This is a genomic window from Streptomyces sp. NPDC086549, assembly GCF_044746205.1.
Classification (GTDB): domain Bacteria; phylum Actinomycetota; class Actinomycetes; order Streptomycetales; family Streptomycetaceae; genus Streptomyces.
The window spans coordinates 127,352-152,082 of record NZ_JBIVBS010000006.1; the positions used below are offsets into that span (position 1 = coordinate 127,352).

The 24,731-nt window shown below is 70.6% G+C and carries 23 protein-coding genes; 6 read left to right on the forward strand and 17 right to left on the reverse strand.

Annotated features, from left to right (window positions below):
* Nucleotides 1–2: 2 nt before the first annotated feature.
* Nucleotides 3–983, reverse strand: coding sequence for an aspartate carbamoyltransferase catalytic subunit (locus tag ACIPSA_RS20805; protein WP_402637013.1), 981 nt, complete (start codon nucleotides 981–983; stop codon nucleotides 3–5).
* A gap of 97 nt (nucleotides 984–1,080) precedes the next feature.
* A complete protein-coding gene (gene pyrR, locus ACIPSA_RS20810; RefSeq protein ID WP_402637015.1) occupies nucleotides 1,081–1,677 on the reverse strand; it encodes a bifunctional pyr operon transcriptional regulator/uracil phosphoribosyltransferase PyrR in 597 nt (198 codons plus the stop codon).
* Nucleotides 1,678–1,931: 254 nt separating this feature from the next.
* Here pyrR and bldD point away from each other — a divergent pair, with 254 nt between their 5' ends.
* Nucleotides 1,932–2,435 carry a transcriptional regulator BldD gene (gene bldD / locus ACIPSA_RS20815; RefSeq protein ID WP_086170636.1) on the forward strand — a complete coding sequence of 168 codons (504 nt, stop codon included), beginning with the start codon at nucleotides 1,932–1,934 and terminating at the stop codon, nucleotides 2,433–2,435.
* Nucleotides 2,436–2,614: 179 nt separating this feature from the next.
* Here bldD and nusB read toward each other — a convergent pair whose 3' ends face one another.
* From nusB to ACIPSA_RS20875, 12 genes are all read right to left on the reverse strand, one after another.
* Complete coding sequence (gene nusB / locus ACIPSA_RS20820) at nucleotides 2,615–3,049, reverse strand: transcription antitermination factor NusB (protein ID WP_402637018.1); 435 nt, start codon at nucleotides 3,047–3,049, stop codon at nucleotides 2,615–2,617.
* Nucleotides 3,050–3,051: 2 nt separating this feature from the next.
* On the reverse strand, nucleotides 3,052–3,618 hold the full coding sequence (gene efp / locus ACIPSA_RS20825) for an elongation factor P (protein WP_402637020.1): 567 nt from the start codon (nucleotides 3,616–3,618) through the stop codon (nucleotides 3,052–3,054).
* Nucleotides 3,619–3,671: 53 nt separating this feature from the next.
* On the reverse strand, nucleotides 3,672–4,778 hold the full coding sequence (locus ACIPSA_RS20830; RefSeq protein ID WP_402637023.1) for an aminopeptidase P family protein: 1,107 nt from the start codon (nucleotides 4,776–4,778) through the stop codon (nucleotides 3,672–3,674).
* A gap of 93 nt (nucleotides 4,779–4,871) precedes the next feature.
* Nucleotides 4,872–5,753, reverse strand: coding sequence for a Pro-rich N-terminal domain-containing protein (locus ACIPSA_RS20835; protein ID WP_402637026.1), 882 nt, complete (start codon nucleotides 5,751–5,753; stop codon nucleotides 4,872–4,874).
* A 221-nt stretch (nucleotides 5,754–5,974) separates the two neighbouring features.
* Nucleotides 5,975–7,588 (reverse strand): 3-dehydroquinate synthase, encoded by a 1,614-nt coding sequence (aroB, locus tag ACIPSA_RS20840; protein ID WP_402637715.1) that lies wholly within the window; start codon nucleotides 7,586–7,588, stop codon nucleotides 5,975–5,977.
* A gap of 32 nt (nucleotides 7,589–7,620) precedes the next feature.
* Nucleotides 7,621–8,805, reverse strand: coding sequence for a chorismate synthase (aroC, locus tag ACIPSA_RS20845; protein WP_402637028.1), 1,185 nt, complete (start codon nucleotides 8,803–8,805; stop codon nucleotides 7,621–7,623).
* A 188-nt stretch (nucleotides 8,806–8,993) separates the two neighbouring features.
* The gene (locus ACIPSA_RS20850; protein ID WP_402637030.1) at nucleotides 8,994–9,833 is read right to left on the reverse strand and encodes a shikimate dehydrogenase; all 840 of its coding nucleotides are present in this window, start codon (nucleotides 9,831–9,833) and stop codon (nucleotides 8,994–8,996) included.
* Nucleotides 9,814–11,541, reverse strand: coding sequence for an endolytic transglycosylase MltG (gene mltG / locus ACIPSA_RS20855; RefSeq protein ID WP_402637032.1), 1,728 nt, complete (start codon nucleotides 11,539–11,541; stop codon nucleotides 9,814–9,816). Before mltG ends, ACIPSA_RS20850 begins: the two co-directional genes overlap by 20 nt.
* A gap of 123 nt (nucleotides 11,542–11,664) precedes the next feature.
* The gene (ruvX, locus tag ACIPSA_RS20860; protein ID WP_402637034.1) at nucleotides 11,665–12,129 is read right to left on the reverse strand and encodes a Holliday junction resolvase RuvX; all 465 of its coding nucleotides are present in this window, start codon (nucleotides 12,127–12,129) and stop codon (nucleotides 11,665–11,667) included.
* A gap of 25 nt (nucleotides 12,130–12,154) precedes the next feature.
* Nucleotides 12,155–14,827, reverse strand: a complete 2,673-nt coding sequence (gene alaS, locus ACIPSA_RS20865) for an alanine--tRNA ligase (protein ID WP_402637037.1) — start codon at nucleotides 14,825–14,827, stop codon at nucleotides 12,155–12,157.
* Entirely contained in the window at nucleotides 14,827–15,192 is a 366-nt protein-coding gene (locus ACIPSA_RS20870) for a hypothetical protein (RefSeq protein WP_402637040.1), read from the reverse strand. The genes alaS and ACIPSA_RS20870 overlap by 1 nt, the downstream gene beginning before the upstream one ends.
* Nucleotides 15,193–15,199: 7 nt before the next feature.
* On the reverse strand, nucleotides 15,200–15,646 hold the full coding sequence (locus ACIPSA_RS20875; protein ID WP_402637042.1) for a DUF948 domain-containing protein: 447 nt from the start codon (nucleotides 15,644–15,646) through the stop codon (nucleotides 15,200–15,202).
* A 173-nt stretch (nucleotides 15,647–15,819) separates the two neighbouring features.
* Here ACIPSA_RS20875 and ACIPSA_RS20880 point away from each other — a divergent pair, with 173 nt between their 5' ends.
* Nucleotides 15,820–18,018: an ATP-binding protein gene (locus ACIPSA_RS20880; RefSeq protein ID WP_402637044.1), complete on the forward strand. Its 2,199-nt coding sequence runs from the start codon at nucleotides 15,820–15,822 to the stop codon at nucleotides 18,016–18,018.
* Nucleotides 18,019–18,039: 21 nt separating this feature from the next.
* Here ACIPSA_RS20880 and rpsD read toward each other — a convergent pair whose 3' ends face one another.
* From rpsD to ACIPSA_RS20895, 3 genes are all read right to left on the reverse strand, one after another.
* Entirely contained in the window at nucleotides 18,040–18,654 is a 615-nt protein-coding gene (rpsD, locus tag ACIPSA_RS20885; RefSeq protein ID WP_181803162.1) for a 30S ribosomal protein S4, read from the reverse strand.
* A 333-nt stretch (nucleotides 18,655–18,987) separates the two neighbouring features.
* Nucleotides 18,988–20,343, reverse strand: a complete 1,356-nt coding sequence (locus ACIPSA_RS20890; RefSeq protein WP_402637048.1) for a replication-associated recombination protein A — start codon at nucleotides 20,341–20,343, stop codon at nucleotides 18,988–18,990.
* 43 nt (nucleotides 20,344–20,386) lie between these two features.
* Complete coding sequence (locus ACIPSA_RS20895; protein WP_402637050.1) at nucleotides 20,387–21,037, reverse strand: vitamin K epoxide reductase family protein; 651 nt, start codon at nucleotides 21,035–21,037, stop codon at nucleotides 20,387–20,389.
* Between the two features lie 146 nt (nucleotides 21,038–21,183).
* Here ACIPSA_RS20895 and ACIPSA_RS20900 point away from each other — a divergent pair, with 146 nt between their 5' ends.
* From ACIPSA_RS20900 to ACIPSA_RS20915, 4 genes are read left to right on the forward strand one after another with little or no spacing between them, the layout of a single operon-like run.
* Complete coding sequence (locus ACIPSA_RS20900) at nucleotides 21,184–22,050, forward strand: ABC transporter ATP-binding protein (RefSeq protein ID WP_402637053.1); 867 nt, start codon at nucleotides 21,184–21,186, stop codon at nucleotides 22,048–22,050.
* Complete coding sequence (locus ACIPSA_RS20905) at nucleotides 22,047–22,892, forward strand: ABC transporter permease (RefSeq protein ID WP_402637056.1); 846 nt, start codon at nucleotides 22,047–22,049, stop codon at nucleotides 22,890–22,892. The genes ACIPSA_RS20900 and ACIPSA_RS20905 overlap by 4 nt, the downstream gene beginning before the upstream one ends.
* Nucleotides 22,889–24,094 (forward strand): sensor histidine kinase, encoded by a 1,206-nt coding sequence (locus tag ACIPSA_RS20910; protein ID WP_402637716.1) that lies wholly within the window; start codon nucleotides 22,889–22,891, stop codon nucleotides 24,092–24,094. Before ACIPSA_RS20905 ends, ACIPSA_RS20910 begins: the two co-directional genes overlap by 4 nt.
* A complete protein-coding gene (locus tag ACIPSA_RS20915; RefSeq protein WP_402637059.1) occupies nucleotides 24,091–24,717 on the forward strand; it encodes a response regulator in 627 nt (208 codons plus the stop codon). The genes ACIPSA_RS20910 and ACIPSA_RS20915 overlap by 4 nt, the downstream gene beginning before the upstream one ends.
* Nucleotides 24,718–24,731 lie beyond the last annotated feature (14 nt).

Below are 24,731 nucleotides of genomic sequence, written 5' to 3' on the forward strand. Positions count from 1 at the left end.
TCTTACTTCTCCTCGACGGTGCGGGCGTGGGTAACGGCGGGTTCGTTGCCGCCGAGCAGCAGGTACAGAACGGCCATCCGGATGGAGACTCCGTTCGCCACCTGCTCGACGACGGTGCAGCGCTCGGAGTCGGCGACCTCGGCGGTGATCTCCATGCCGCGGACCATCGGACCGGGGTGCATGACTATGGCGTGCTCGGGCATCCGCGCCATGCGTTCGCCGTCGAGGCCGTAGCGCCGCGAGTACTCGCGCTCGGTCGGGAAGAAGGCGGCGTTCATGCGCTCGCGCTGCACGCGCAGCATCATCACGGCGTCGGACTTCGGCAGGGTGCTGTCGAGGTCGTACGACACCTCGCAGGGCCAGTTCCCGACGCCGACCGGCACCAGGGTGGGCGGGGCGACCAGGGTGACCTCGGCGCCGAGGGTGTGCAGCAGGTCGACGTTGGAGCGGGCCACCCGGCTGTGCAGCACGTCGCCGACGATGGTGATGCGCTTGCCGGCCAGGTCCTGGCCGATCCCGGCGTCCCGGCCGACCAGCCGGCGGCGCATGGTGAACGCGTCGAGCAGGGCCTGGGTGGGGTGCTGGTGGGTGCCGTCGCCGGCGTTGATGACCGCCGCGTCGATCCAGCCGGAGTTGGCCAGGCGGTACGGGGCTCCGGAGGCGCCGTGCCGGATGACGACGGCGTCGACGCCCATGGCCTCCAGGGTCTGGGCGGTGTCCTTCAGGGACTCGCCCTTGGAGACGCTGGACCCCTTGGCGGAGAAGTTGATGACGTCCGCGGACAGGCGCTTCTCCGCGGCTTCGAAGGAGATCCGGGTGCGCGTGGAGTCCTCGAAGAAGAGGTTGACGATCGTGCGGCCGCGCAGGGTCGGCAGCTTCTTGATCGGCCGGTCGGCGACCCGGGCCATCTCCTCGGCGGTGTCGAGGATCAGGACGGCGTCGTCGCGGGTGAGGTCGGCGGCCGAGATGAGATGACGCTGCATCTGTCAGGCTCCGTAAGGCAGTTCGGGAGGATTCGGGCAGACGGGGGCGTGCAGGGCGCACTGAGCGGGCGTACGGCGAAGGCCGCACGCCGGAGTGCTACTGCTGCCGCTCGCCCGGGGCGGCCGGCTTCGCGCCGAGCAGCACGGTGTCGCGACCGTCCTCCTCGGCGAGCTGGACCTTGACCGTCTCCCGCAGCGACGTGGGGAGGTTCTTGCCGACATAGTCGGCACGGATGGGCAGTTCGCGGTGGCCGCGGTCGACGAGGACCGCGAGCTGCACCGCGCGGGGGCGCCCGATGTCGTTCAGGGCGTCGAGGGCGGCGCGGATGGTGCGGCCGGAGAAGAGCACGTCGTCGACGAGGACGACCAGCCGGCCGTCGATCCCGTCACCGGGGATCTCGGTGCGGGCCAGCGCACGCGGCGGCTGCATACGCAGGTCGTCGCGGTACATGGTGATGTCGAGGGAGCCGACCGGGATCTTTCGGCCGGTGACCTCCTCGAGCTTTACGGCGAGCCGCCGGGCGAGGAAGACGCCCCGGGTCGGAATGCCGAGGAGCACCACGTCGTCGGCGCCCTTGGCGCGCTCGACGATCTCGTGGGCGATACGGGTCAACACCCGCGCGATGTCGGGCCCTTCGAGAACGGGCCGCGCGGCGGACGGTTGTGTGTCCTGCCGCATGTCCTGCTTGTCCATACGAAACGGACCTCCTTCTCCGCCTCACGGGACGGACCTTAAAGGACGTCGGAATTGCGCCATCAACGGTAGCAGGTCGCCGCGAGGCCCCTGATCACCCCCTCGGCGTAATCGGCCACCGCTACCACGGAAGAGTCGGTGTGGACCATTCGGCTTGACGCAGAAGAGTCACGCTGCGTAACCTCACAGTGAGTTACCAGCCGCGCGGCTCGGAAACACAGCCAGCCGCGTCGACACAGTGTCCGGGGAGCTATATGTCCAGCGAATACGCCAAACAGCTCGGGGCCAAGCTCCGGGCCATCCGCACCCAGCAGGGCCTTTCCCTCCACGGTGTCGAGGAGAAGTCCCAGGGACGCTGGAAGGCGGTCGTGGTCGGTTCGTACGAGCGCGGCGACCGTGCCGTGACCGTGCAGCGCCTCGCGGAGCTGGCCGATTTCTATGGTGTTCCTGTGCAGGAACTGCTGCCCGGCACCACCCCGGGCGGCGCTGCCGAGCCGCCGCCGAAGCTGGTCCTGGACCTGGAGCGGCTCGCCACGGTGCCAGCCGAGAAGGCGGGCCCCCTGCAGCGGTACGCGGCGACGATCCAGTCCCAGCGCGGTGACTACAACGGCAAGGTGCTGTCGATCCGGCAGGACGACCTCCGCACACTCGCCGTCATCTATGACCAGTCGCCCTCGGTCCTCACCGAGCAGCTGATCAGCTGGGGTGTCCTGGACGCGGACGCACGCCGTGCCGTGGCCACCCACGAGGAAAGCTGAGCCCGCTCAGCGCTTGAGCAGAAACGTGCCGCCGGGGTGGCCGGAACTTCACCGTTCCGGCCACCCCGGCGGCCTTCTGCGGGCCTCACAGGGCTCATGCGTACGGATACGCCGGAGGGCCCGCAGCAGTCGCGCTGCGGGCCCTCCGGCGTTCGTGCCCCTGAGGCCGCTGGTGCCTCTTATGCCTCGTCGCGACGCAGCGAGGGCTTGAGCTCCTTCAGCCGGCCGAGCAGGCCGTTGACGAACGAGGGCGACTCGTCCGTCGAGAACTCCTTCGCCAGCTGCACCATCTCGTCGAGGACGACGGCGTCCGGGGTCTCGTCCACCCAGATCAGCTCGTAGGCGCCCAGGCGCAGGATGTTGCGGTCGACGACCGGCATCCGGTCGAGCGTCCAGCCGACCGAGTACTGGGCGATCAGCTCGTCGATGCGCCGGACGTGCTCGGCGTACCCCTCGACCAGCTGCATCGTGTACTCGCTCACCGGCGGCTGCCGGTCGTCGGTCCGGGAGAGCCGGATCCAGTCCGCGAGGACCGTCAGGACGTCGGCCCCGCGCTGGTCGCCCTCGAAGAGGATCTGGAAGGCACGCTTGCGGGCCGTGTTCCGAGCAGCCACGGTTAGCTGTTCACCCGGCCGAGGTAGTCGCTCGTACGGGTGTCGACCTTGATCTTCTCACCGGTGGTGATGAAGAGCGGGACCTGGATCTGGTGACCGGTCTCCAGGGTGGCGGGCTTGGTGCCGCCGGTGGAGCGGTCGCCCTGGACGCCCGGCTCGGTCTCGGCGATGACCAGCTCGACGGCGGCGGGCAGCTCGACGAAGAGCACCTCGCCCTCATGCTGGGCGACGACGGCCGTGAAGCCCTCGATCAGGAAGTTCGCGGCGTCGCCGACGGTCTTCCGGTCGATGTGCAGCTGGTCGTACGTGTCCATGTCCATGAAGACGAAGTACTCGCCGTCCATGTACGAGAACTGCATGTCGCGCTTGTCGACAGTGGCCGTCTCGACCTTGACGCCGGCGTTGAAGGTCTTGTCGACCACCTTGCCGGACAGCACGTTCTTCAGCTTGGTGCGCACGAAAGCGGGGCCCTTGCCGGGCTTGACGTGCTGGAACTCGACGACGGACCAGAGCTGGCCGCCTTCGAGCTTGAGCACCAGGCCGTTCTTGAGGTCGTTCGTGGAAGCCACGGTTGCGGAATCTCCTGGACTGACGTGGACGACCCCGGGGGCACGCACCTTGCCTATAGTGCGAGCAGCTCCTTGGTCGTGATGGTGAGTAGCTCGGGTCCGCCGTCCGCCTCGGGGCGTACGACGAGCGTGTCATCGATCCGGACGCCGCCCCGGCCCGGGAGGTGGACCCCGGGTTCGACGGTGACCGGCACGCAAGCGTCCAGTTTACCCATGGCCGAGGGGGCAAGCTTCGGGTCCTCGTCGATTTCGAGCCCGACACCATGTCCGGTGAGCGGCTGCAGGCCTTCTCCGTACCCCGCGGAATCCAGTACCTGACGTGCCGCGCGGTCCACGTCCCGGCAGGCGGCGCCGGGTGCCAGGGCCTCCCGTCCGGCGCGCTGGGCGGCGAAGACCAGGTCGTACAGCTCGATCTGCCAGTCGGCGGGCGACGTACCGATGACGAAGGTCCGGCCGATCTCGCAGCGGTAGCCGCGGTAGGTGGCCCCCAGGCAGACGGAGAGGAAGTCGCCCTCCTCGACCCGCCGGTCGGTGGGGCGGTGACCGCGGCGGCCGGCGTTCGGCCCGGTGGCCACGGACGTGGGGAAGCCGGGGCCGTCGGCGCCGTGATCGACGAGGCGCCGCTCCAGTTCCAGGGCGAGGTGCCGCTCGGTACGGCCCACCAGGATGGACTCCAGGAGCTCGCCCAGCGCCTGGTCGGCGATCTCGGCGCCGATCCGGAGGCAGGAGATCTCCTCCTCGTCCTTGACGACCCTGAGCTGCTCGACGGCTCCGCCGAGGTCGGCGAGGCGCAGCGCCGGCGCGACCGAGGCGAGGGCTCTGTGCCGGGCGACGGTGAGGTGGTGTTCCTCCACGGCGAGGGAATCGGCGCCCTGGCCTCCGGCGAGATCGGCGGCCGCTACGGCGGAATCACCCCCCGGCGAGGAAAGGACGTGCAGGGCCAATGCCTCGTCGGGGCGGCCCTCGCTGGGCCGGTCCTCCAGCGGGCCGGCGCAGACCAGCAGGTCCTCACTCCTGCCCAGCAGCAGTACGGCGCCCTGCGGGGCGGCGCCCGCGAGGTAGCGCACATTGGCGGGGCGGGACACCAGTGCGGCGGGGCTGCCGCCGGCGTTGCAGCGTTCCTTCAGCCGGGCTCGGCGGGCCGCGTAGACCTCTGACATGACACGAGCGTAGGAGTTTTGTCCGGCTTGTGCGTTTTGGCGAGGGCCGAGTGGGGTCCGCGCGTCCCTGTAGGCGGGACCGGACGCCCCTGGCTACCAGCTCGGTGGGCTTGCTATCGCTCTGGCCAGGACGTCGTCCAGGACCCTCGCCGTGCCCGGGACGTCGAGCTGGGAGTTGTCGATGATCGGGAGTCCCGAGCCGTACCAGCCGGCCATGCGGCCGTGGATGCGGGCGACCTCCTCGTCGGTGAGGCGGCGGTTTCCGCGGCGTTCGGCGTTGCGCTCCAGGACGATGTCCAGGCCGGGGAGCAGGACGACGGGGAGCAGGCCCGGCCCCACATGTCGTTTCCAGCCGCCGAGGCCGACCACCGGCCGGTCGGGGAAGACCGCGTCGTCGAGGATGCACGAGATGCCGTTTGCCAGGAAGTTCCGCGCGGCGAAGCCGCAGGTGCGGCGGGCCAGCCGGTACTGCGCCTCGGAGTGGTCGTTCCAGCCGGACTGGGGGTCGGCGAAGCCCGCGCGGACCCATTCGCGTACGTCGTCGAGGCTGATGTGGGCGGTGGGGACCCGGCGGTGGTCCGCCCAGTACTTGGCCACGCTCGTCTTGCCCGCGCCGGCCGGGCCGATCAGCAGCACGGCCAGGGTGGTGACCGTGGGGTCGGGCGCGGCGGCCGCGGCGAGGGGCGCGCTGGGCATGGCGACCGGGCCGCCGGGCGGCAGCGGCACATGGCCTGTGGTGTCGGGCGCCGGAGGGGCGGGGGCGTGCTGCGGGACCGGGGGCGGCGCGGGCGGCAGCGGTCCTGACGGGACTCCGGTGAAGCCGGGCGCCGGTGGCGGTGGTGGCACGGGCGCGGGACCCTGGTGGGTTCCCGGATGGTGCGGACCCGGGTGGTGTGCGGCCGGCGACCAGCCGGCCGCCGGTTCCTGCCCCGGCTGGTGGGGCGGCGGCAGCGGAGACCCCACTGCGTGCTGCATCCGGTGCCACTCCGTCTCGTTCTTCTTGCTCGGTTCACCACTCGCCGCAGGCAATTGGCGCTGGCAGCGGGTGCGAACCCGCTCTCCCCCACAGCCTAAAGGGCGTGGGAGGGGCCCCATCCGAACGGTACCGCCCCCGGCCGTCGTTTGGTGCAACGGCCGAGGGCTGTGCGAAGTGCCCGTCGCGCGAGGCGAATCGGACGGGAGGAACACACGGGTCCTTACTGGCCCACTTCGCCGTACGCGGCGAGCAGTACGGCCGGGTCCGGTCCCTCCAGGACGGTCGGCTTGGCGAGGCCGTCGAGGACGATGAAGCGCAGCAGGTTGCCGCGGGACTTCTTGTCGACCTTCATCGTCTCCACCAGCTTGGGCCACTGGTCGTAGCGGTAGTGCAGCGGCAGCCCGACCGACTCCAGGATGGTCCGGTGCCGGTCGGCCGTCGCGTCGTCCAACCGGCCGGCCAGGCGGCCCAGTTCGGCGGCGAAGTGCATGCCGACGGAGACCGCGGCGCCGTGTCGCCACTTGTAGCGCTCGTTCTTCTCGATCGCGTGGCCCAGCGTGTGACCGTAGTTGAGGATCTCGCGCAGGCCCGACTCCTTCAGGTCGGAGGAGACGACCTCCGCCTTGACCCGGATCGAGCGCTCGATCAGCTCGGCCGTGTGCGGGCCCGCCGGGGTGCGCGCGGCCTCGGGGTCGGACTCGATGAGCTCCAGGATCACCGGGTCGGCGATGAAGCCCGCCTTGATGATCTCGGCGAGCCCGGAGACGTAGTCGTTGACGGGCAGCGACTCCAGCGCGGACAGGTCGCAGAGCACACCCGCGGGCGGGTGGAACGCGCCCACGAGGTTCTTGCCCTCGGCCGTGTTGATGCCGGTCTTGCCGCCGACGGCCGCGTCGACCATGGCCAGCACGGTCGTCGGGATCGCGATCCAGCGCACCCCGCGCAGCCAGGTCGCCGCCACGAAACCGGCCAGGTCGGTGGTCGCGCCACCGCCGACACCGACGACGACGTCGCTGCGGGTGAACCCGGACTGGCCGAGCGCCTTCCAGCAGTAGGCGGCGACCTCGGCGGTCTTGGCCTCCTCCGCGTTGGGAACCTGGATGGCGACGGCCTCGTAGCCCTGGCCGGCCAGGTCGGCCCGCAGCGCGTCGCCGGTCTCCGCGAGGGCCTCGGGATGGATCACGGCGACCCGCTTGGCCTTGTCTCCGATCAACGCGGCGAGTTCACCCAGGAGTTGACGGCCCACCAGGACCTCGTACGGCTCGGTGCCCGCCGTACCGCCGACCTGGATCCTCGTCACTTGCTCTGCCACAACGTCCTCCGGCCGGGGGTCCGGGGGTTGTCCCCCGGGAAATGCAGTCTTCAACTCCAGTGCGTCCAGCGCTGCTTGGGTGACCTCTTCGGGCGTACGGCCGTCGGTGGACACGACGGCCGTGGCGACCCCTTCGTACAGATGCCGCCGCGCCTCCATCAGCTCGCGCCACTGCTTGCGCGGGTTGACGGCGAGCAGCGGCCGGGCCACGTTCAGGCCGGTGCGCCTGACGGCCTCCTCGACGTCCATCGCGAGGTAGACCACCCGGTGCCCGGCGAGCAGCGCGCGGGTCTCCTCGTCGAGGATCGCCCCCCCGCCGAGCGCGAGGACACCCTCGTGCTCGGCGAGCGCGGCATGCACCGCCCGCTTCTCGATGGCGCGGAAGGCGGGCTCGCCCTCCTCCACGAAGATGTCGGCGATGGTGCGGCCCTCGGCGGCCACGATGTCGTCGTCGGTGTCCCGGTAGCCGACGCCCAGCCGCTCGGCCAGCAGCTGCCCGACCGTGGACTTGCCGACGCCCATCGGGCCGACCAGGACGACCGTGGGCACGCTGGTCACCGGATCGCCAGGTTGTCGAGGTACGACTGGACGTTGCGGCGGGTCTCGGTCACCGAGTCGCCGCCGAACTTCTCCGCCACCGCGTCCGCGAGGACGAGAGCAACCATTGCCTCGGCGACGATGCCCGCGGCCGGCACGGCGGAGACGTCGGAGCGCTGGTGATGGGCCTGGGCGGCTTCGCCGGTGGCCACGTCCACGGTCTGCAGGGCGCGCGGCACGGTAGCGATCGGCTTCATCGCGGCCCGCACCCGCAGCAGCTCACCCGTGGTCAGCCCGCCCTCGGTGCCGCCGGAGCGGCCGGAGACGCGCCGGATGCCCTCGGGCGTGTTGACGATCTCGTCGTGCGCCTTGGAGCCGGGCACCCGGGCCAGCTCGAAGCCGTCGCCGATCTCGACGCCCTTGATCGCCTGGATGCCCATCAGGGCACCGGCCAGCCGGGCGTCCAGCTTGCGGTCCCAGTGCACATGCGAACCGAGGCCCACCGGAACGCCGTACGCCAGCACCTCGACCACACCGCCCAGGGTGTCGCCGTCCTTGTGGGCCTGGTCGACCTCCGCGACCATCGCCTTCGAGGCGTCGGCGTCGAGGCAGCGCAGCGGGTCGGCGTCCAGCTTCTCGACATCGGCCGGGGTGGGGTACACGCCCTGCGGGGCCTTCACGGAGCACAGCTCGACGACGTGCGAGACGATCTCGATGCCCGCCGTCTCCTTCAGGTACGACCGGGCGACGGCACCGAGCGCCACGCGGGCCGCCGTCTCACGCGCGGAGGCGCGCTCCAGGATCGGCCGGGCCTCGTCGAAGCCGTACTTCTGCATGCCCGCGAGGTCGGCGTGGCCGGGGCGCGGGCGGGTCAGCGGGGCGTTGCGGGCGAGGCCGTCGAGGATCTCCTGGTCCACCGGGTCGGCCGCCATGACCTGTTCCCACTTGGGCCATTCGGAGTTGCCGACCATGATCGCGACCGGGGAGCCGAGGGTGAGGCCGTGCCGGACGCCGCCGAGGAAGGTGACCTCGTCCCGCTCGAACTTCATCCGCGCGCCGCGCCCATAGCCGAGCCGCCGCCGCGTGAGGTGGTCGGCGACCATCTCGGTGGTGATCGGCACGCCGGCGGGAAGGCCCTCCAGCGTCGCGACAAGTGCGGGACCGTGGGACTCTCCCGCGGTCAGCCAACGCAGCCTGCTCAACGATGCTCCTCAGTGCTCGCGCCCTGGTACTGCCCTGCATACGCGTGTCCTCGCGTACGGCGACGGCTCGACCGGGTGCGCGGCCCCGGCCCGCCACCTCCGATCCTCCCACGTCCGCGGCACTGTCCGGCCGTCGGTCCAGCAAGCGGACGCGCGCCGGGACGGAAACCGGGAAGTCGAGCGGGAAGTCAGTGGTCGGCGAGCGCCTTCTCCCCGGCCCGGCGCATGGCGTCCAGCGGGGCCGGGACATGGCCGGTCATCCGTTCGACCTGGAGCACGGCCTGGTGCACCAGCAGGTCGAGGCCGCTGACGACGGCCCCGCCGTACATGGACCAGCGGGCCGCCAGGGCGGTGGGCCAGGGGTGGTAGAGCACGTCGAAGAGGGTGGCGGGCCGTTCCGGTACGGAGGCGGCGAGCGCGTCGGTGGTGCCGGCGGGCGTGGTGGCGATCACGAGGGGGGCGCGCAGGGCCTGTGCCGCGTCGTCCCAGTCGGCCGTACGGACCTCGACGTCGAGCCGCTCGCCCCACTGCCGCATCTCGGCGGCGCGGGCCTCGCTGCGGACGTAGGCGACGACCTCGCCGGTGCAGATCCGGGCCAGGGCGGCCAGGGCGGAGGAGGCGGTGGCGCCCGCACCGAGGATCGCCGCCGAGTCGACCTGTTCGATGCCGTGCTCACGGAGGGCGGCCACTATGCCCGGGATGTCGGTGTTGTCCCCAAGGCGTCGGCCGTCCTCGGTGAAGACGACCGTGTTGACCGCGTCGACGGAGGCGGCCGTCTCGCTGATCTCGTCGACCAGTGGGATGACCGCCCGCTTCAGCGGCATGGTCAGCGACAGCCCCGCCCACTCCGGACCGAGCCCCTCGAAGAAGCCGGGCAGCCCGGCCTCGTCGACCTCGAAGCGGTCGTAGGTCCACCGGGTGAGCCCGAGCGCGCCGTACGCCGCCCGGTGCAGCACCGGGGAGAGCGAGTGGGCGATGGGCTTACCGAGCACGGCGGCCCGGCGCGCGTCAGTGGCCCGAGGAGGCATTGAACTTGTCCTTGAGCTTCTGGAATTCGGCGCTGTTCCTGGCGAATTCGGTGTTGCTGACACCATCGGTCGCCACGAAGTAGATCCAGCCGTCGTGGGTCGGATTCAGCGCCGCCTTCAGCGCGTCCTCGCCTGGGTTGCCGATGGGACCGGGCGGAAGACCCTTGTTGGTGTAGGTGTTGTACGGGTCCCGGTTGCTGTTGATCTCGGACTCGCTGATGTGGATGTTGCTCGTGCCCTTCAGGTAGTTGAAGGTCGAGTCGAACTGCAGCAGCCGGTTGGTCTCGGTGTTCGTGGGCTTGAGGCGGTTGTAGACCACTTCCGCCATCTTGCGGAAGTCGTCGTGCGTCTTGCCCTCGGCCTGGACGAGGCTGGCGACCGTGATCAACTGGAACGGGCTGTCCAGGTCGAACGCCTTGGCCTTCTTCTCCAGGCCCAGTTTCGCGTACGTGGCGGTGGCCTGGGAAACCATGTTCTTCAGGACGGCCTCGGGCTTCTGGCCCTTGGCTGCCGCGTAGCTGGAGGGGTAGAGGAACCCTTCCAGCGGGTCCTTGACGTTCGGGTGGTTCAGCGCCCAGGCGGGCAGGCCGAGGTGCTTGTACTCCTTCTTCGCGACGCGCGCCGTGGTGCCCGCCGCAACTCCGAGGCGCTTGTCGATCAGGCCGTAGATCGCCCTGTTGCGCAGGCCCTCGGCGATGATCAGGTTGCTGCGGCTCTTCGGGCTGAGCATCAGTTCCACCGCGCTCGCGGCGGACATGTGCTTCTCCAGTGTGTAGACACCGTCCTGGAGCCCCTTGCCCCCGGGGTTCGCCTGCACCGCGGACACGAAGGCGTCCGCGCTCTGGACGACGCCGGCCTCCTTCAGCTTCATGCCGATCGCGTAGCCGAGTGCGCCCTTCGGGATGACGACCACGACCTGCTCGCCGTTTCCGCTGCCCGCATAGTCCGGAGCCGGGCCGAAACGGTTCTGGTAGAAGTGGTAGCCGTAGTAGGCGACCGCACCCAGACCGCCTCCGAACACCAGGACGACAAACATGGCGGCGCAGCCGTTGCGCCGTTTCTTCTTGGCGCCCTTGCCGCCTTTGGCCGTCTTGCCCTTCCGGTCGCCGCGCCCACGGCGGCCCTTCGGGTCGTCGTCGACGTCGTCATCGTCATCGTCATCGTCGTCGCCGTCAGCGAAGAAGGCGTGCTCGCCCTGGTCGGGGCCGGGATCCCAGTCGGTCTCCGGCTCCGGCTCGGGCTGCCTGCGCCCGGGCGGCTCCGGGGGCGGGTAGGCGTCCTCCGTGCCGTAGAAGTCGGGCTGCTCCCCGCCGTACGCCGCCGGCTGCTGGCCGTACGGGTCCCCGGGGTCGGCGGCGTAGGGCACGTGACCGTGGGTGCCGGTCGCGTCCCAGCCGCCCTGGTGGTACTGCTGCTGCGTCTGCGCGGCGTACTGCTGCTGCTCGTGGCCCGCGTACTGCTGCTGGCCGTGGTGCTGATGCCCCTGTTCGCCGTAGTACTGGTACTGCTGCTGGTCGTACCCGGCCTGCTGGCCCTGGCCCCAGTCACCGTACTGCGACTGCTGCGGCTGCTGCGGGTGCTGCTGCTGGCCGCCGTAGGCAGGCTGATGGCCCACGTGAGCCTGCTGCCCTTCCCATCCGCCGTCCCCGTACAACGGGTCCTCCGGATGCCACGGTTCGGAGCCAGGGCCCCGGCCATACTCAGTCATCGATCCCCTAGAGCCGCGAGGCGGCGGCGAGACGCGACCCAAGGGCCGGTTTCCGTTCCGCCTCTTGCTGTGCGGTGGCTGTTCGAAAACCATCGCATCGCGCGGAACGTTACCGTATCGCGATCAGATGACCACTTCGACGCCCTCGCCGGGTGGTTTACCTGACACCCGTTCGGATTCCAGGGCCTGCTGCAGGATGATGACCGCTGCCGCCTGGTCGATGACCGAGCGGCCCTTCTTGGACTTCACCCCCGAGGCACGCAGTCCCTGACTGGCCGTCACCGTCGTCATCCGCTCGTCCACCAGGCGTACCGGCACGGGTGCGATGCCCTTGGCCAGCTCCTGGGCGAAGGCGCGGACCTTGACGGCGGCCGGGCCCTCGCCCCCCTTGAGGGAGCGAGGGAGTCCGACGACGACCTCGATCGGCTCGTACTCCTCGACCAGTTGCCTGAGCCGCCGGTGAGCTGCGGGAATGTCACGTCCGGGGACGGTCTCCACCGGGGTGGCGAGGATCCCGTCGGGGTCGCACGAGGCGACCCCGATACGGGCGTCCCCGACGTCGATCGCGAGTCGACGTCCTCTGCGCATCTTCTCGGCCGTTTCTTACTCGCTCTTACTTGGCGGTCTCGGCGACGAGCCGCTCGACGGCCTCGACGGCCTCACCGACGGCGGCCGGGTTCTGGCCGCCGCCCTGGGCGACGTCCGGCTTGCCGCCACCGCCGCCGCCGAGGGTCTTGGCGGCCGTACGGACCAGGTCACCGGCCTTGAGACCGCGCTCGCGGGCGGCCTCGTTGGTGGCGATGACCGTGAGCGGCTTGCCGTTGTTGACCGTGAACAGGGCGACCACGGCGGCACGTCCGCCCTGGATGCGGCCGCGCACGTCGAGGACCAGCTTGCGCAGGTCGTCGGGCGTGGTGCCGTCCGGCACCTGGCCGGTGACGACGGCAACGCCGTCAACGTCCTTGGCCGATTCGACGAGACCGGCGGCGGCCTGCAGCACCTTCTCGGCGCGGAACTTCTCGATCTCCTTCTCGGCGTCCTTCAGCTTGCCGAGCATGGCGGAGACCTTCTCCGGAAGCTCCTCCGGACGGCCCTTGACCAGCTCCTGGAGCTGGGCGACGACCGTGTGCTCACGGGCGAGGAAGTTGTAGGCGTCCACACCCACGAGGGCCTCGATACGGCGGACACCCGAGCCGATCGACGACTCGCCGAGCAGCTTCACCAGGCCGAGCTGGGCGGTGTTGTGCACGTGCGTGCCGCCGCACAGCTCCTTGGAGAAGTCGCCGATGGTCACGACACGGACGCGCTCGCCGTACTTCTCGCCGAACTCGGCGATGGCGCCCTGCTTCTTGGCCTCGTCGATGCCCATGACCTCGGCGTGCACGTCGAGGTCGCGGGCGAGCACCTCGTTGATCTTCTGCTCGACGTCGGTCATCACGGCCGTCGGAACGGCGGACGGGGAACCGAAGTCGAAGCGGAAGCGGCCGGGCTGGTTCTCGGAACCGGCCTGGGCGGCCGTCGGACCGAGGGCGTCGCGCAGGGCCTGGTGGGTGAGGTGCGTGGCCGAGTGGGCGCGGGCGATGGCCTTGCGGCGGCGCTGGTCGATCGAGGCGTGGGCCTTGGCGCCGACCGTGACCTCGCCGACCTGGACGACGCCCTTGTGGACGTACACACCCGGGACCGGCTTCTGCGTGTCGCGGATCTCGATGACGGCGCCGGAGTCCACCTTGATGCGGCCGGTGTCGCCGATCTGACCGCCGCCCTCGGCGTAGAACGGGGTGCGGTCGAGGACGATCTCGACCTCGTCGCCCTCGGTGGCGGCCGGGGAGGAGGCGCCGTCGACGAGGATGCCGACGATCGTGGTCTCGCCCTCGGTGTCCGCGTAGCCGATGAAGTCGGTGGCACCGGCGGAGTCGGCGATCTCGCGGTAGGCGCCCATGTCGGCGTGGCCGGTCTTCTTGGCCTGGGCGTCGGCCTTGGCGCGCTCCCGCTGCTCCTTCATCAGGCGGCGGAACCCGTCCTCGTCCACGGAGAGGCCCTGCTCGGCGGCCATCTCCAGGGTGAGGTCGATCGGGAAGCCCCAGGTGTCGTGGAGCAGGAAGGCCTTGTCGCCGGAGAGGACGCCGGAGCCGGCGGCCTTCGTCTCGGTGACGGCGGTGTCCAGCACGTTCGTACCGGCGTTGAGGGTCTTCAGGAAGCGGGTCTCCTCGGCGAGGGCGACCTTCTCGATGCGCTCGCGGTCGGTGACCAGCTCCGGGTACTGCTGGCCCATCATGCCGATGACGACGTCGATCAGCTCCTGGACGACCGGCCGGGTGGCGCCGAGCAGGCGCATGTTGCGGATGGCGCGGCGCATGATGCGGCGCAGGACGTAGCCGCGGCCCTCGTTGCCGGGGGTGACGCCGTCACCGATGAGCATCGTGGCGGTGCGCATGTGGTCGGTGACCACGCGCAGGGACACGTCCGAGTCGTGGGCGTCGCCGTAGGCGACACCGGTCAGCTCGGTGGCCTTGTTGATGACGGCCATGGAGGTGTCGATCTCGTACATGTTCTGCACGCCCTGCAGAATCATGGCGAGACGCTCCAGGCCCAGGCCCGTGTCGATGTTCTTGCTCGGCAGGTCGCCGAGGATCTCGAAGTTGTCCTTGCCGATGCCCTCGCCACGCTCGTACTGCATGAAGACGAGGTTCCAGATCTCCACGTACCGCTCGTCGTTGACGGCGGGGCCGCCCTCGACGCCGAACTCGGGGCCGCGGTCGTAGTTGATCTCGGAGCAGGGGCCGCAGGGGCCGGGCACGCCCATGGACCAGTAGTTGTCCTTCATGCCCAGGCGCTGAATGCGCTCCTTGGGCACGCCGACGACGTCGTGCCAGATGCGCTCGGCCTCGTCGTCGTCCTTGTAGACGGTGATCCACAGGCGCTCCGGCTCCAGGCCGTAACCGCCCTTGTCCTGGGGCGTGGTGAGCAGCTCCCAGGCGTACTTGATGGCGCCTTCCTTGAAGTAGTCGCCGAAGGAGAAGTTGCCGCACATCTGGAAGAACGTGCCGTGGCGCGTGGTCTTGCCGACCTCTTCGATGTCGGGCGTGCGCACGCACTTCTGCACGCTGGTGGCGCGCGGGTAGGGCGGCTTGACCTCGCCCAGGAAGTAGGGCTTGAAGGGCACCATGCCGGCCGGGACGAGGAGCAGAGTCGGGTCGTCCGCGATGAGCGACGCCGAAGGGACGACGGTGTGACCGCGCTCCTCGAAGAAGCTCAACCAGCGGCGACGAATCTCGGCCGACTCCATCAGTGGTCCTCATTCCGGTTGTGCGAGTACGTCGTGTTCTCGATGTACTTCGGGTTCTCGATGTACTTCGGGTTGCTGCGGCTGTTCTCGATGGCGGTGTACCGCCGGGGCGCGGGCAGTTCGGGGCTGTCGTGGATACCCAGCGCCTCCTCCAGCTCGGCCTCCCGCTGCGCCATGTTGTCGCGGACGTCGAGCGCGAAGCCGACCGCGCGGTCCTTCAGGCGCTGACCGGTCTCCAGGGCCTTGTTGGCCGCGGTCGCGGCCAGGCTCTCGGGGGTCAGCTGCTTCAGCTTGCGGTTGACCTTGGTGGTGGCCCACACACCGGCGGCGACGCCCGTGGTGAACCAGAACGTACGGCGGAACATCGCTCGGTCAGTCCTTCTTTCCGCGGGCGTTCCGCTTCTCCCGGCGCGCGGCCGGGACCGTCCGGCCCACGATCACGGTACGCCTGGGCGCCTTGACGGGCACGTCGTCCCTGCGGCCGCCCAGCGCCCGGCGCACGCCGTACCCGAAGGCCGCGACCTTGACCAGCGGGCCGCCGAAGGTGGAGGCGACGGTGGTCGAGAGCGCGGAGGCGTTCGACGTGACCTCCTGGACGTCGGAGGCGATCGCGTCGACCCGGTCGATCTGGGTCTGCGCGGAGCGTACGGCCGCGGAGGCGTCGGCGAGCAGCGGGACGGCCTGGTCGGTCACGTCCGCGACGAGCTTGGTGGTCGCCTTGAGCGTCTGGGCCAGCCTCGCCAGCGCGACGGCGAGGAAGGAGACCAGGATCGCCCAGAAGACGGCCACCAGGATCCCGGCCACCTCTCCACCGGACACCGTGCGCACCCGCTCTCTGAAACGTGCTCTGAACTTCGTAACCATGAAAAAAAGCAGTGCACCGAGCCTATCGCGCCAGGCGTGGCGCTCCGTACCGGTTTACCGTCCGCGAGCGGCGGAGTTGCGGGAAGCGATTGTACGGAATGAACACGGTTCAGTACGCTCCGTGTTCCATGCAAGTTCCTCAGCGCCCCGGCCCCTCGGCGGACGGCAATCTGCCCCTTGAGCTCACCGCGTTCGTGGGCCGCTCGGCCGAACTCTCCGGGCTCACCCGGGCGCTCGACGCCGGGCGGCTGGTGACGGTGACCGGGGTGGGCGGGGTCGGCAAGTCACGGCTCGCGGCGCGGGCCGCGGCGCGGGTGACTCCCCGGGACGGCGTGTGGCGCGTGGAGCTGGCACCGGTGCGTGATCCGGAGTTCGTGGACTACGCGGTGGTGGAGGCTCTGCGGCTGACGGACCACACCACCCGGCCGCCCCGCGAGGCCCTGGTCGAGCATCTGGCCGACCGCCAACTCCTGCTGGTTCTGGACGGGTTCGAACATCTGGTGGACGCGTGTGCGGCGCTGGTGGCCGAGTTGCTGGGGCGGGTGCCGGGACTGCGGGTGCTCGCGGTGGGGCGGCGGCCGCTGGCGGTGGCGGGCGAGCGGCTGTTCCCGCTGGCTCCGCTGGGCGAGGACGAGGCGGTGGAGCTGCTCGTGGACCGGGCGGCCCGGCAGGGGCTGGAGGTGCGGGACGGCGAGGACGTGCGGGAGCTGTGCCGCCGCCTCGACGGGATCCCGCTGGCGGTCGAGCTGGCCGCGGGACGGCTGCGGGCGCTGTCCCCCGGCCGGCTGGTGGAGCGGCTCGACGACCGGTTCCGGCTGCTGACCGGCGGGTACCGGGATGCCCTCCCCCGCCATCGGACGCTGCGCACCGCGATCGGCTGGAGCCACGAGCAGTGCACGCCCGGGGAGCGGCTGCTGTGGGCGCGGCTCTCGGTGTTCGCCCAGACCTTCGATCTGGAGGCCGCCGAATACGTGTGCAGCGGTGACGGGCTGCCCGCCGACGACGTCCTCGGCGTGCTGTCGGAGCTGCTCGCGCAGTCGGTGGTGTCCCGCGAGGAGGGCCCGGCGGGCGTGCGCTACCGGATGCTGGACACGGTCCGGGCCTACGGCGCCGACTGGCTGGAGGCGACGGGGGACGCGGACCGGCTGCGCCGCCGCCACCGCGACTGGTACATGGGCCTGGCGACCTGGTGCGAGCTGGACTGGTTCTCGCCGCGGCAGGCCGAGGTGGCCGCGCGTGCGGAGGCGGAGCTGCCGAACCTGCGGACCGCCCTGGAGCACTGTCTGACCGGGCCCGACGAGGCGCACCTGGGCCAGTATCTGGCGGGTTCGCTGTGGTTCTACTGGGTCGGCTGCGGACGTCTGTCGGAGGGGCGGCGCTGGCTGGAGCGCTGTGTGCCGCTGGAGTCCGAGTACGAGCAGTCCCGGCTGAAGGCGCTGTGGGTGCTCGCCTACGTGGCGATCCTGCAGGGCGACAAGGTCTCGGCGCTGGCCGCCCTGCAGGAGTGCCAGGAGGGAGCGGAGCGGGCCGCGAATCCGACGGCGGTGGCGTACGCGGAGCACCGCACCGGCTGTCTGGCCCTGGTCACGGACGACATGGCGCGCGCTGAAACGCTGCTGCGCTCGGCACTGGCCCGCTACCACGAGATCGGCGAACTCAACAGCAACGTGCTGATGGGGCAGGTCGAGCTGGCGATGACCCGGGCGTTCCTGGGGGACCTGCCGGACGCGGTGCGGCTGTGCGAGGACGTGCGCCGGATATGCGAGGACCACGGAGAGCGGTGGGCCCGGTCGTACGCGCTGTACGTGCTGGCGTACGCGGCCTGGCGGGACGGGGCCCCGGGGCAGGCCCGGGAGCTCCTTGTGGACTGCCTGGGCAGCGCGCACGCCTTCCGCGACCTGCTGGGATCGGTGCTGTCGATGGAGCTGCTGGCCCTGGTCACGGCGGCACAGGGCGACCCGGACGAGGCGGCCGTGCTGCAGGGCGCGGCCGGCCGGCTGTGGCCGTCGGTGGGGCTGCCGCTGTTCGGCTCGGCCCACTACAACGCCCCGCACGAGCTGTGCGAGGCGACGGCCCGGGAGTCGCTGGGCGACGAGCGGTACGAGGAGCGCGTACGGGCGGGGGCGCGGCTGGACCGGGAGGCGGCGGTGGCCCGGGCGCTGGGGCGGCACGACGCACCGCTGGACGCTGCCCCGGGTTCCCGGCTTCGCCCGGACAGGGAGATACCCTCGGCGCCGCTCGGGCCGGCGCGGCATGCCCCGGGAGCCCCGGGCATGCGAAAGCCCGCCGCCTCGCCCGCCCGGAAGGGCGGGGAGACGGCGGGCTGAGGCACTACACCCGGCTGGTGATCAGCGGGCGTAGTACTCGACGACGAGCTGCTCGTCGCAGATGACCGGAACTTCCTTGCGGTTCGGCTCGCGGTCCAGGCGGAAGGCCAGGGCGCGGAGGTTCACCTGCAGGTAGCGGGGGGTCTCACCGTCGGGGGCGAAGCCACCCTCACGGGCGATCTGGAAGAGCGTCTTGTCCTTGGAGCGGTCGCGGACCTGGATGACGTCGTCCGGACGCACGCGGTAGGACGGCTTGTCGACCTTCTGACCGTTGACCTGGATGTGGCCGTGGACGACCATCTGGCGGGCCTGGTAGATCGTGCGGGCGATGCCCGAACGCAGGACCAGCGCGTCGAGACGGCGCTCCAGCTCGACGATCAGGGCCTCACCGGTCTTGCCCTGCACCTTGGAGGCACGCTCGTAGGCGCGGACCAGCTGACGCTCGGAGATGTCGTACTGCGCGCGCAGACGCTGCTTCTCCAGCAGACGGACCTTGTAGTCCGAGTTCTGCTTGCGGCCGCGGCCGTGCTCACCCGGCGGGTAGGGGCGGGCCTCGAAGTACTTGACGGCCTTCGGGGTCAGCGCGATGCCGAGGGCACGCGACTTCTTGACCTTGGGGCGGGACTGGTTCGCCATGAACCAAACACCTCATATTTCTTATGCGATTACGGCTTCACCAGGGTTAGGGGAGGTCGCATCCGCAGCCGGGGAAACCCGCCTGTCCTCGCGGACGGGCCGGGCAGCCGCTCCCTGGTCTGGGCACATACGTGCAGCACGCGAGTGGCCCACCGACCGTCCCGGGCTTCCGGGTGGTGGTGGGCTGCCCGCGACACCGTTCGACGGTGCGCGACGCTCCTGGAGGTCCTGGCGGACCAGGCCTCCGGCTGGATGTCCCGTTCTGGTGGTGCCGGGTCCTCTGACGAGGCTCCGAACACGGGACGCAGCACTGCGAGCGATTCTACAGGCTGCTCAGGACCGTCTGCGACCGAGGTGCTTCCTGGTCCACTCGACCGCGTCCGCGTACCGGGCCTCGGCTCCGTGCCGGGTCGGGGTGTAGTACTCGCGGTCCTGAAGGGCGTCGGGGGCGTACTGCTGGGCGGCGATGCCCTCGGGCAGGTCGTGCGGATACACATACCCCTGTGCGTGACCGAGCTTGGCCGCGCCCTCGTAGTGCCCGTCGCGCAGATGCGGCGGGACCGACCCCGCCAGTCCCTTGCGTACGTCCTCCATGGCGGCGCCGATCGCCGTCGTCGCGGAGTTGGACTTGGGGGCCAGGGCGAGGGCGATGGTGGCGTGGCTGAGGGTGAGGGCGGCCTCGGGGAAGCCGATCATGGCCACGGCCTGCGCGGCCGCGACCGCTATCGGCAGTGCGTTCGGGTCGGCGAGGCCGATGTCCTCGCTGGCGGAGATCATCAGACGGCGGGCGATGAAGCGGGGGTCCTCGCCCGCCTCGATCATGCGGGCCAGATAGTGCAGGGCCGCGTCGACGTCGGAGCCGCGGATCGACTTGATGAGGGCGCTGGCGACGTCGTAGTGCTGGTCGCCGTCGCGGTCGTACTTCACCGCGGCCCGGTCGACCGTCTCCTCCAGCGTGCTCAGGGCGATCTCCGTCTCGCCCTTGTCGAGCGCGGCCCCGGCGGCGGCCTCCAGCGCGGTCAGGGCGCGGCGGGCGTCGCCGCCGGCGATCCGCAGGAGGTGGTCCTCGGTGTCCTCGGGGAGGGTGACGGCGTCCTTCAGGCCGCGCTCGTCGGCCAGCGCGCGGCGGAGCAGGCCGCGCACGTCGTCGTCCGTGAGGGGTTCGAGGGTCAGGAGCAGGGAGCGGGACAGGAGCGGGGAGATCACCGAGAAGTACGGGTTCTCGGTGGTCGCCGCGATCAGGGTCACCCAGCGGTTCTCGACCGCCGGGAGCAGGGAGTCCTGCTGGGCCTTGCTGAAGCGGTGGATCTCGTCGAGGAAGAGGACCGTCTCCTTGCCGTACCCTCCGGAGGCCCGCCGGGCGCCGTCGATGACCGCGCGGACCTCCTTGACCCCCGCCGTGATCGCGGACAGCTCCACGAACCGCTTGTCGGTGGCCTTCGAGACGACGTACGCCAGGGTCGTCTTGCCGGTGCCGGGTGGGCCCCAGAGGATCACCGAGGACGGTCCGGCCGGGCCGCCGTTGCCCTCGCCGACCAGTCGGCGCAGGGGTGAGCCGGGCTTCAGCAGGTGCTGCTGGCCCACGACCTCGTCGAGAGTGCGCGGGCGCATCCGCACCGCCAGGGGGCTGCCTGCCGGGTCCTTCTCCTGGCGTTCTTCCGCCGCGGCGGTGAAGAGGTCGGGTTCCACGCTGAAACCCTAAAACACGGCACTGACAATCCCGTCCGGGCCGTCAGCTGGTCCAGAAGTCCCACCAGCGGGTCAGGATCAGCATGCCGATGATGCCGATGTGCAGGACCGGCAGCACCCAGGTGAACTCGCCGAAGAAGCCCTTGAGCCAGCGCGGGGCCGGGAGGAAGTCGTTGCGGATGTTGAACGACGTCACATACCAGAACATGGTGATCGTGGCGACCCAGGCCAGCGAGCACCACAGGCACAGCGCGTTGATCCGGTACAGGGACTGGAACTGCAGCCAGGTGCAGAAGGCCACACCGAAGAGCGTGCCGAAGTTGAAGGTCAGCCAGTACCAGCGCGGGAAGCGCGCACGGGCCAGCAGGCTCACGCCGACGCAGATGACGATGCCGTAGCAGACCAGGCCGAGCATCGGGTTGGGGAAGCCGAAGGCGGCGGCCTGCTTGCTCTCCATGACGCTGCCGCAGGAGACGACCGGGTTGAGGCTGCACCCCGGGGTGAAGGTCTTGCCCGCGACCTTGGCTTCGAGCAGCTTGAACTTGTCGATCGTGATGACCCAGGCGGCGAGCAGTCCGGCCGCTCCGGTGATGATCAGCAGCAGGGCGAAGGCACGGCTGCCGCCCTCCGTCCGCGGCGCGGCCGTGGCGCGCTCCGGCTCGGGATCCGTGGAGATGACTGTCGTCTTGCTCATCACGCCGATTCCGTCTGCTTGAGAGTTGGACCTTCTTCGGGCAGGGGCCATTGTGCCGCACGAGCACGTCTGTCCACCGTTCGGTGGACATAAGGAGGTACGCACGGTCGTCCCGGAGCGTTCGATTCCGGTCGAAGATCGACGGCATGACAGCACACGCGAACGAACTCGCGGTGCACGTACGGGGGCTGCGCAAGCAGTACGGGGACGTGACCGCGGTGGACAGCATCGATCTCGACATCCGGCGGGGCGAGGTCTTCGGGCTGCTGGGGCCCAATGGCGCGGGCAAGAGCACGACGGTGGAGATCCTCCAGGGCAACCGCTCCCGGGACGCGGGAGAGGTCTCGGTCCTGGGGGCGGACCCGGCGACGGGCACGCGCGCGTGGCGATCCCGTGTAGGCATCGTCTGGCAGGACGAATCGGCGCCCGCGGAGTTGACGGTCCGCGAGACCGTCCGGCACTTCGCCCGCTACTACCCGCGGCCGCGCGACCCGCAGGAGGTCATCGGCCTGGTCGGCCTGGAGGCGAAGGCGGACAGCCGGATCAAGGGCCTCTCGGGCGGGCAGCGGCGCCGCCTGGACGTGGCGCTCGGTGTGATCGGCAGCCCCGAACTGCTGCTCCTGGACGAACCGACGACCGGCTTCGACCCGGCGGCCAGGCGGCAGTTCTGGGACCTGATCCGGCTGCTGGCCGACGAGGGCACGACGATCCTGCTGACCACGCACTACCTGGAGGAGGCGGAGGCACTCGCGGACCGGCTCGCGATCGTGGCCCGAGGCCAGGTCGTCGCCGAGGGCGAGCCCGTCGCGCTCCGCGAGCGGTACGGCACCGGCGCCACCGTTGAATGGACGGAGAGCGACGGCTCCACGCGCGCGGAACACACGGACACCCCGACGAAGACCGTCGCCGGGCTCATGCACCGCTTCGACGGCGAGATCCCGGGCCTCCGGGTGAGCCGCCCCACGCTGGAGGACGTCTACCTCCGGCTGACCGGACAGGAGAAAGCGCGATGACCACGACCGCCGTACCCACCCGGACGGAACCCGTCGCCGTGCGCCTCCCCGGAGCCTGGACCCTCGGGCTGCACCGGGGCGCGCTGGAGATCAAACAGTTCTTCCGGCAGCGCGAGCAGGTGGTCTTCACCTTCTCCTTCCCGGTCGTCTTCCTGTTCCTCTTCGCCTCGATCTTCCACGACGACGTGCGGGGCAGCGGCGTGACCGCCTCCCAGCTGTACGTCCCGGCGATGATGGCCTCGGGGATCATGTCGACGAGCTTCCAGTCGCTGGGCATCTCGATCGCCGTCGAGCGGGACGAGAAGGTGCTGCGCCGGCTGCGCGGCACGCCGATGCCGCCGACGGCGTACTTCCTCGGGAAAATCTGGCTGGTTCTGTTCACGGGCGTCCTGGAGACCGCGATCCTCCTGCTCGTCGGCACCACGTTCTACGGCGTCGGCCTGCCGTCGGACGCGGGCCGCTGGTTCGACTTCGCTTGGATCTTCGTGCTCGGCCTGACCGGCTGCGCGCTGCTCGGTATCGCGATCAGCTCGGTGCCCAAGTCGGCCAAGAGCGCGAGCTCCGTCGTCGTACTCCCCTTCCTGGTCCTCCAGTTCATCTCCGGGGTCTACATCTCCGTCGACACCATCCCCGACTGGATGCTGAACATCGGCGCCCTGTTCCCGCTGAAGTGGCTGTGCCAGGGGCTGCGCGGGGTGTTCCTGCCCGACTCCGCGCGCGTCCTCGAACAGGCGGGGAGCTGGGAGTTCGGGCGGATCGCACTGGTGCTGGCCGCCTGGTGCGTCGGAGGATTGGCGCTGTGTCTGCTGACCTTCCGGTGGAAGAACCGGCGCGACGGATGACCCGCTGGAGCGCGGCGCGCGACGTGGACGCCTGGGACCGCACTATCCGGCTCTGGGACGGGTACTTCGCGGTCGCCTGGGCGGCCACCCTGGCCTTCGTCCTCGCGGCGGGGCATCCGGGGTGGCCGCTGCGGGCCGTCGCCGCCGGGCTGCTCGTACCGCTCGTGCCCTGGTACACGGCGGTGGGCCGCCCCCTGCTCCAGGAGGACGAGCCGGACGTAGGGCGGGTCCTGCGCTATCTCTGCGGGGCGTTGGCGCTGTTCCTGCCGTCGGCGGTCCTGGTCGGCGAGACGCGGCTGATGGCGTTCGCGCTCATCCCCCAGTGCTTCATGGCGCTGCGCATGCGTGCGGCGCTGGTCGCTGTCACCGTGATCAACCTGGCGCCGGTCGTGGGCTGGGCCCTGCTGTGGCGGCCCGACGCCACGGATCTGTTCGCCAACGCGCTGTTCGCCGTGGTCACCCTTGTGTTCTCGGTGACGGTCGGCAGCTGGATCATCCGGATCATCGAGCAGAGCGGGGAACGGGCCGAACTGATCGCCGAACTGGACGCGAGCCGGCACGAGATCTCGCGGCTGTCGGCCGCGCACGGCGCGCTCACCGAACGCGAGCGCATGGCCCGCGAGATCCACGACACCCTCGCACAGGGCTTCACCAGCCTGCTGATGCTGGTCCAGGCGGTCGAGGCCGAACTCGAGGACGATCTCCCACAGGCCCGCCGTCATCTGGCGCTGATGGACGAGACGGCCCGCCAGAACCTCGCCGAGGCCCGTGCCCTGGTGGCCGGCGGCGCGCCGGCCGACCTCGACGGCGCCTCGCTCCCGGACGCGCTGCGCAGGCTGGCCGCGCGGCACGGAGCGACGCTGGACGTGACCGGTCCGGTGCGGGCGCTGCCGGCCGCCCCGGAGGTGGTGGCCCTGCGCTCGTGCCAGGAGGCGCTGACGAACGCCCGCAAGCACGCGGGGAGTTCGGCGGCGGTCGGCATCCGGCTGGCGTACGCCGACGAGACAGTGACCGTGTCCGTACGCGACGACGGCTGCGGCTTCGACCCGGGTGCGGCGTCCGGCGGCTACGGTTTGGCAGGGCTGCGGGCACGGGCCGCCGAGGCGGGCGGCACCGCCGCGGTACGCAGCACACCGGGCGACGGCACGACCGTGACCGTGAGCCTGCCCGTCCACGCAACACTGAGGAGTGAGACCCGGTGATCCGCATCGTCCTGGCCGACGACCACCCCGTCGTCCGGGAGGGACTGCGCGCCATGCTGAGCGCCGAGCCGGATCTGGAAGTGGTGGCCGATGCGGAGAGCGGTCCGCAGGCGGAGGCACTGGCGGCGGAACTCCGCCCCGACATCGTGCTGATGGACCTGCGGATGCCGGGCGGTGACGGGGTCGACTCGATCGTCCGGATGAGCCAGGCCGGGCTGCCGTGCCGGGTGATCGTGCTCACGACGTACGAGACCGACCGCGACATCCTGCGCGCCGTGGAGGCGGGGGCGGCGGGCTATCTGCTGAAGGACCTGCCTCGCGGCCAACTGGCCGACTCCATACGGGCGGCCGCCCGGGGCGAGACCGTCCTGGCACCGTCGGTGGCGGCACGCCTGGTGGACCAACTGCGCACCAGACCGGAACGGCCGCGGCTGTCGGAACGGGAGAAGGCGGTGCTGCGGCTCGTGGCGGAGGGCTGCACGAACGCCGAGGTCGGGCGTCGCCTGTTCATCGGTGAGTCGACGGTGAAGACCCACCTGCTGCGCATCTTCGGCAAGCTGGGAGTCGACGACCGAACAGCCGCCGTGACCAACGCCATACGCCACGGACTACTCGACCACTGACACAACACACCGAA

Coding starts and splice junctions, on each gene's coding strand:
- ACIPSA_RS20870 (WP_402637040.1), bottom strand. CDS start 15,192: ATGTTCCGCCGTACGTTCTGGTTCACCACGGGCGTCGCCGCCGGTGTG.
- ACIPSA_RS20895 (WP_402637050.1), bottom strand. CDS start 21,037: ATGAGCAAGACGACAGTCATCTCCACGGATCCCGAGCCGGAGCGCGCC.
- ACIPSA_RS20900 (WP_402637053.1), top strand. CDS start 21,184: ATGACAGCACACGCGAACGAACTCGCGGTGCACGTACGGGGGCTGCGC.
- ACIPSA_RS20805 (WP_402637013.1), bottom strand. CDS start 983: ATGCAGCGTCATCTCATCTCGGCCGCCGACCTCACCCGCGACGACGCC.
- ruvX (WP_402637034.1), bottom strand. CDS start 12,129: ATGCGCAGAGGACGTCGACTCGCGATCGACGTCGGGGACGCCCGTATC.
- ACIPSA_RS20830 (WP_402637023.1), bottom strand. CDS start 4,778: ATGTCAGAGGTCTACGCGGCCCGCCGAGCCCGGCTGAAGGAACGCTGC.
- mltG (WP_402637032.1), bottom strand. CDS start 11,541: ATGACTGAGTATGGCCGGGGCCCTGGCTCCGAACCGTGGCATCCGGAG.
- ACIPSA_RS20850 (WP_402637030.1), bottom strand. CDS start 9,833: ATGCCTCCTCGGGCCACTGACGCGCGCCGGGCCGCCGTGCTCGGTAAG.
- ACIPSA_RS20910 (WP_402637716.1), top strand. CDS start 22,889: ATGACCCGCTGGAGCGCGGCGCGCGACGTGGACGCCTGGGACCGCACT.
- bldD (WP_086170636.1), top strand. CDS start 1,932: ATGTCCAGCGAATACGCCAAACAGCTCGGGGCCAAGCTCCGGGCCATC.
- ACIPSA_RS20905 (WP_402637056.1), top strand. CDS start 22,047: ATGACCACGACCGCCGTACCCACCCGGACGGAACCCGTCGCCGTGCGC.
- aroB (WP_402637715.1), bottom strand. CDS start 7,588: ATGGGCGTCGGCAAGTCCACGGTCGGGCAGCTGCTGGCCGAGCGGCTG.
- rpsD (WP_181803162.1), bottom strand. CDS start 18,654: ATGGCGAACCAGTCCCGCCCCAAGGTCAAGAAGTCGCGTGCCCTCGGC.
- alaS (WP_402637037.1), bottom strand. CDS start 14,827: ATGGAGTCGGCCGAGATTCGTCGCCGCTGGTTGAGCTTCTTCGAGGAG.
- pyrR (WP_402637015.1), bottom strand. CDS start 1,677: ATGGACAAGCAGGACATGCGGCAGGACACACAACCGTCCGCCGCGCGG.
- ACIPSA_RS20835 (WP_402637026.1), bottom strand. CDS start 5,753: ATGCAGCACGCAGTGGGGTCTCCGCTGCCGCCGCCCCACCAGCCGGGG.
- ACIPSA_RS20880 (WP_402637044.1), top strand. CDS start 15,820: ATGCAAGTTCCTCAGCGCCCCGGCCCCTCGGCGGACGGCAATCTGCCC.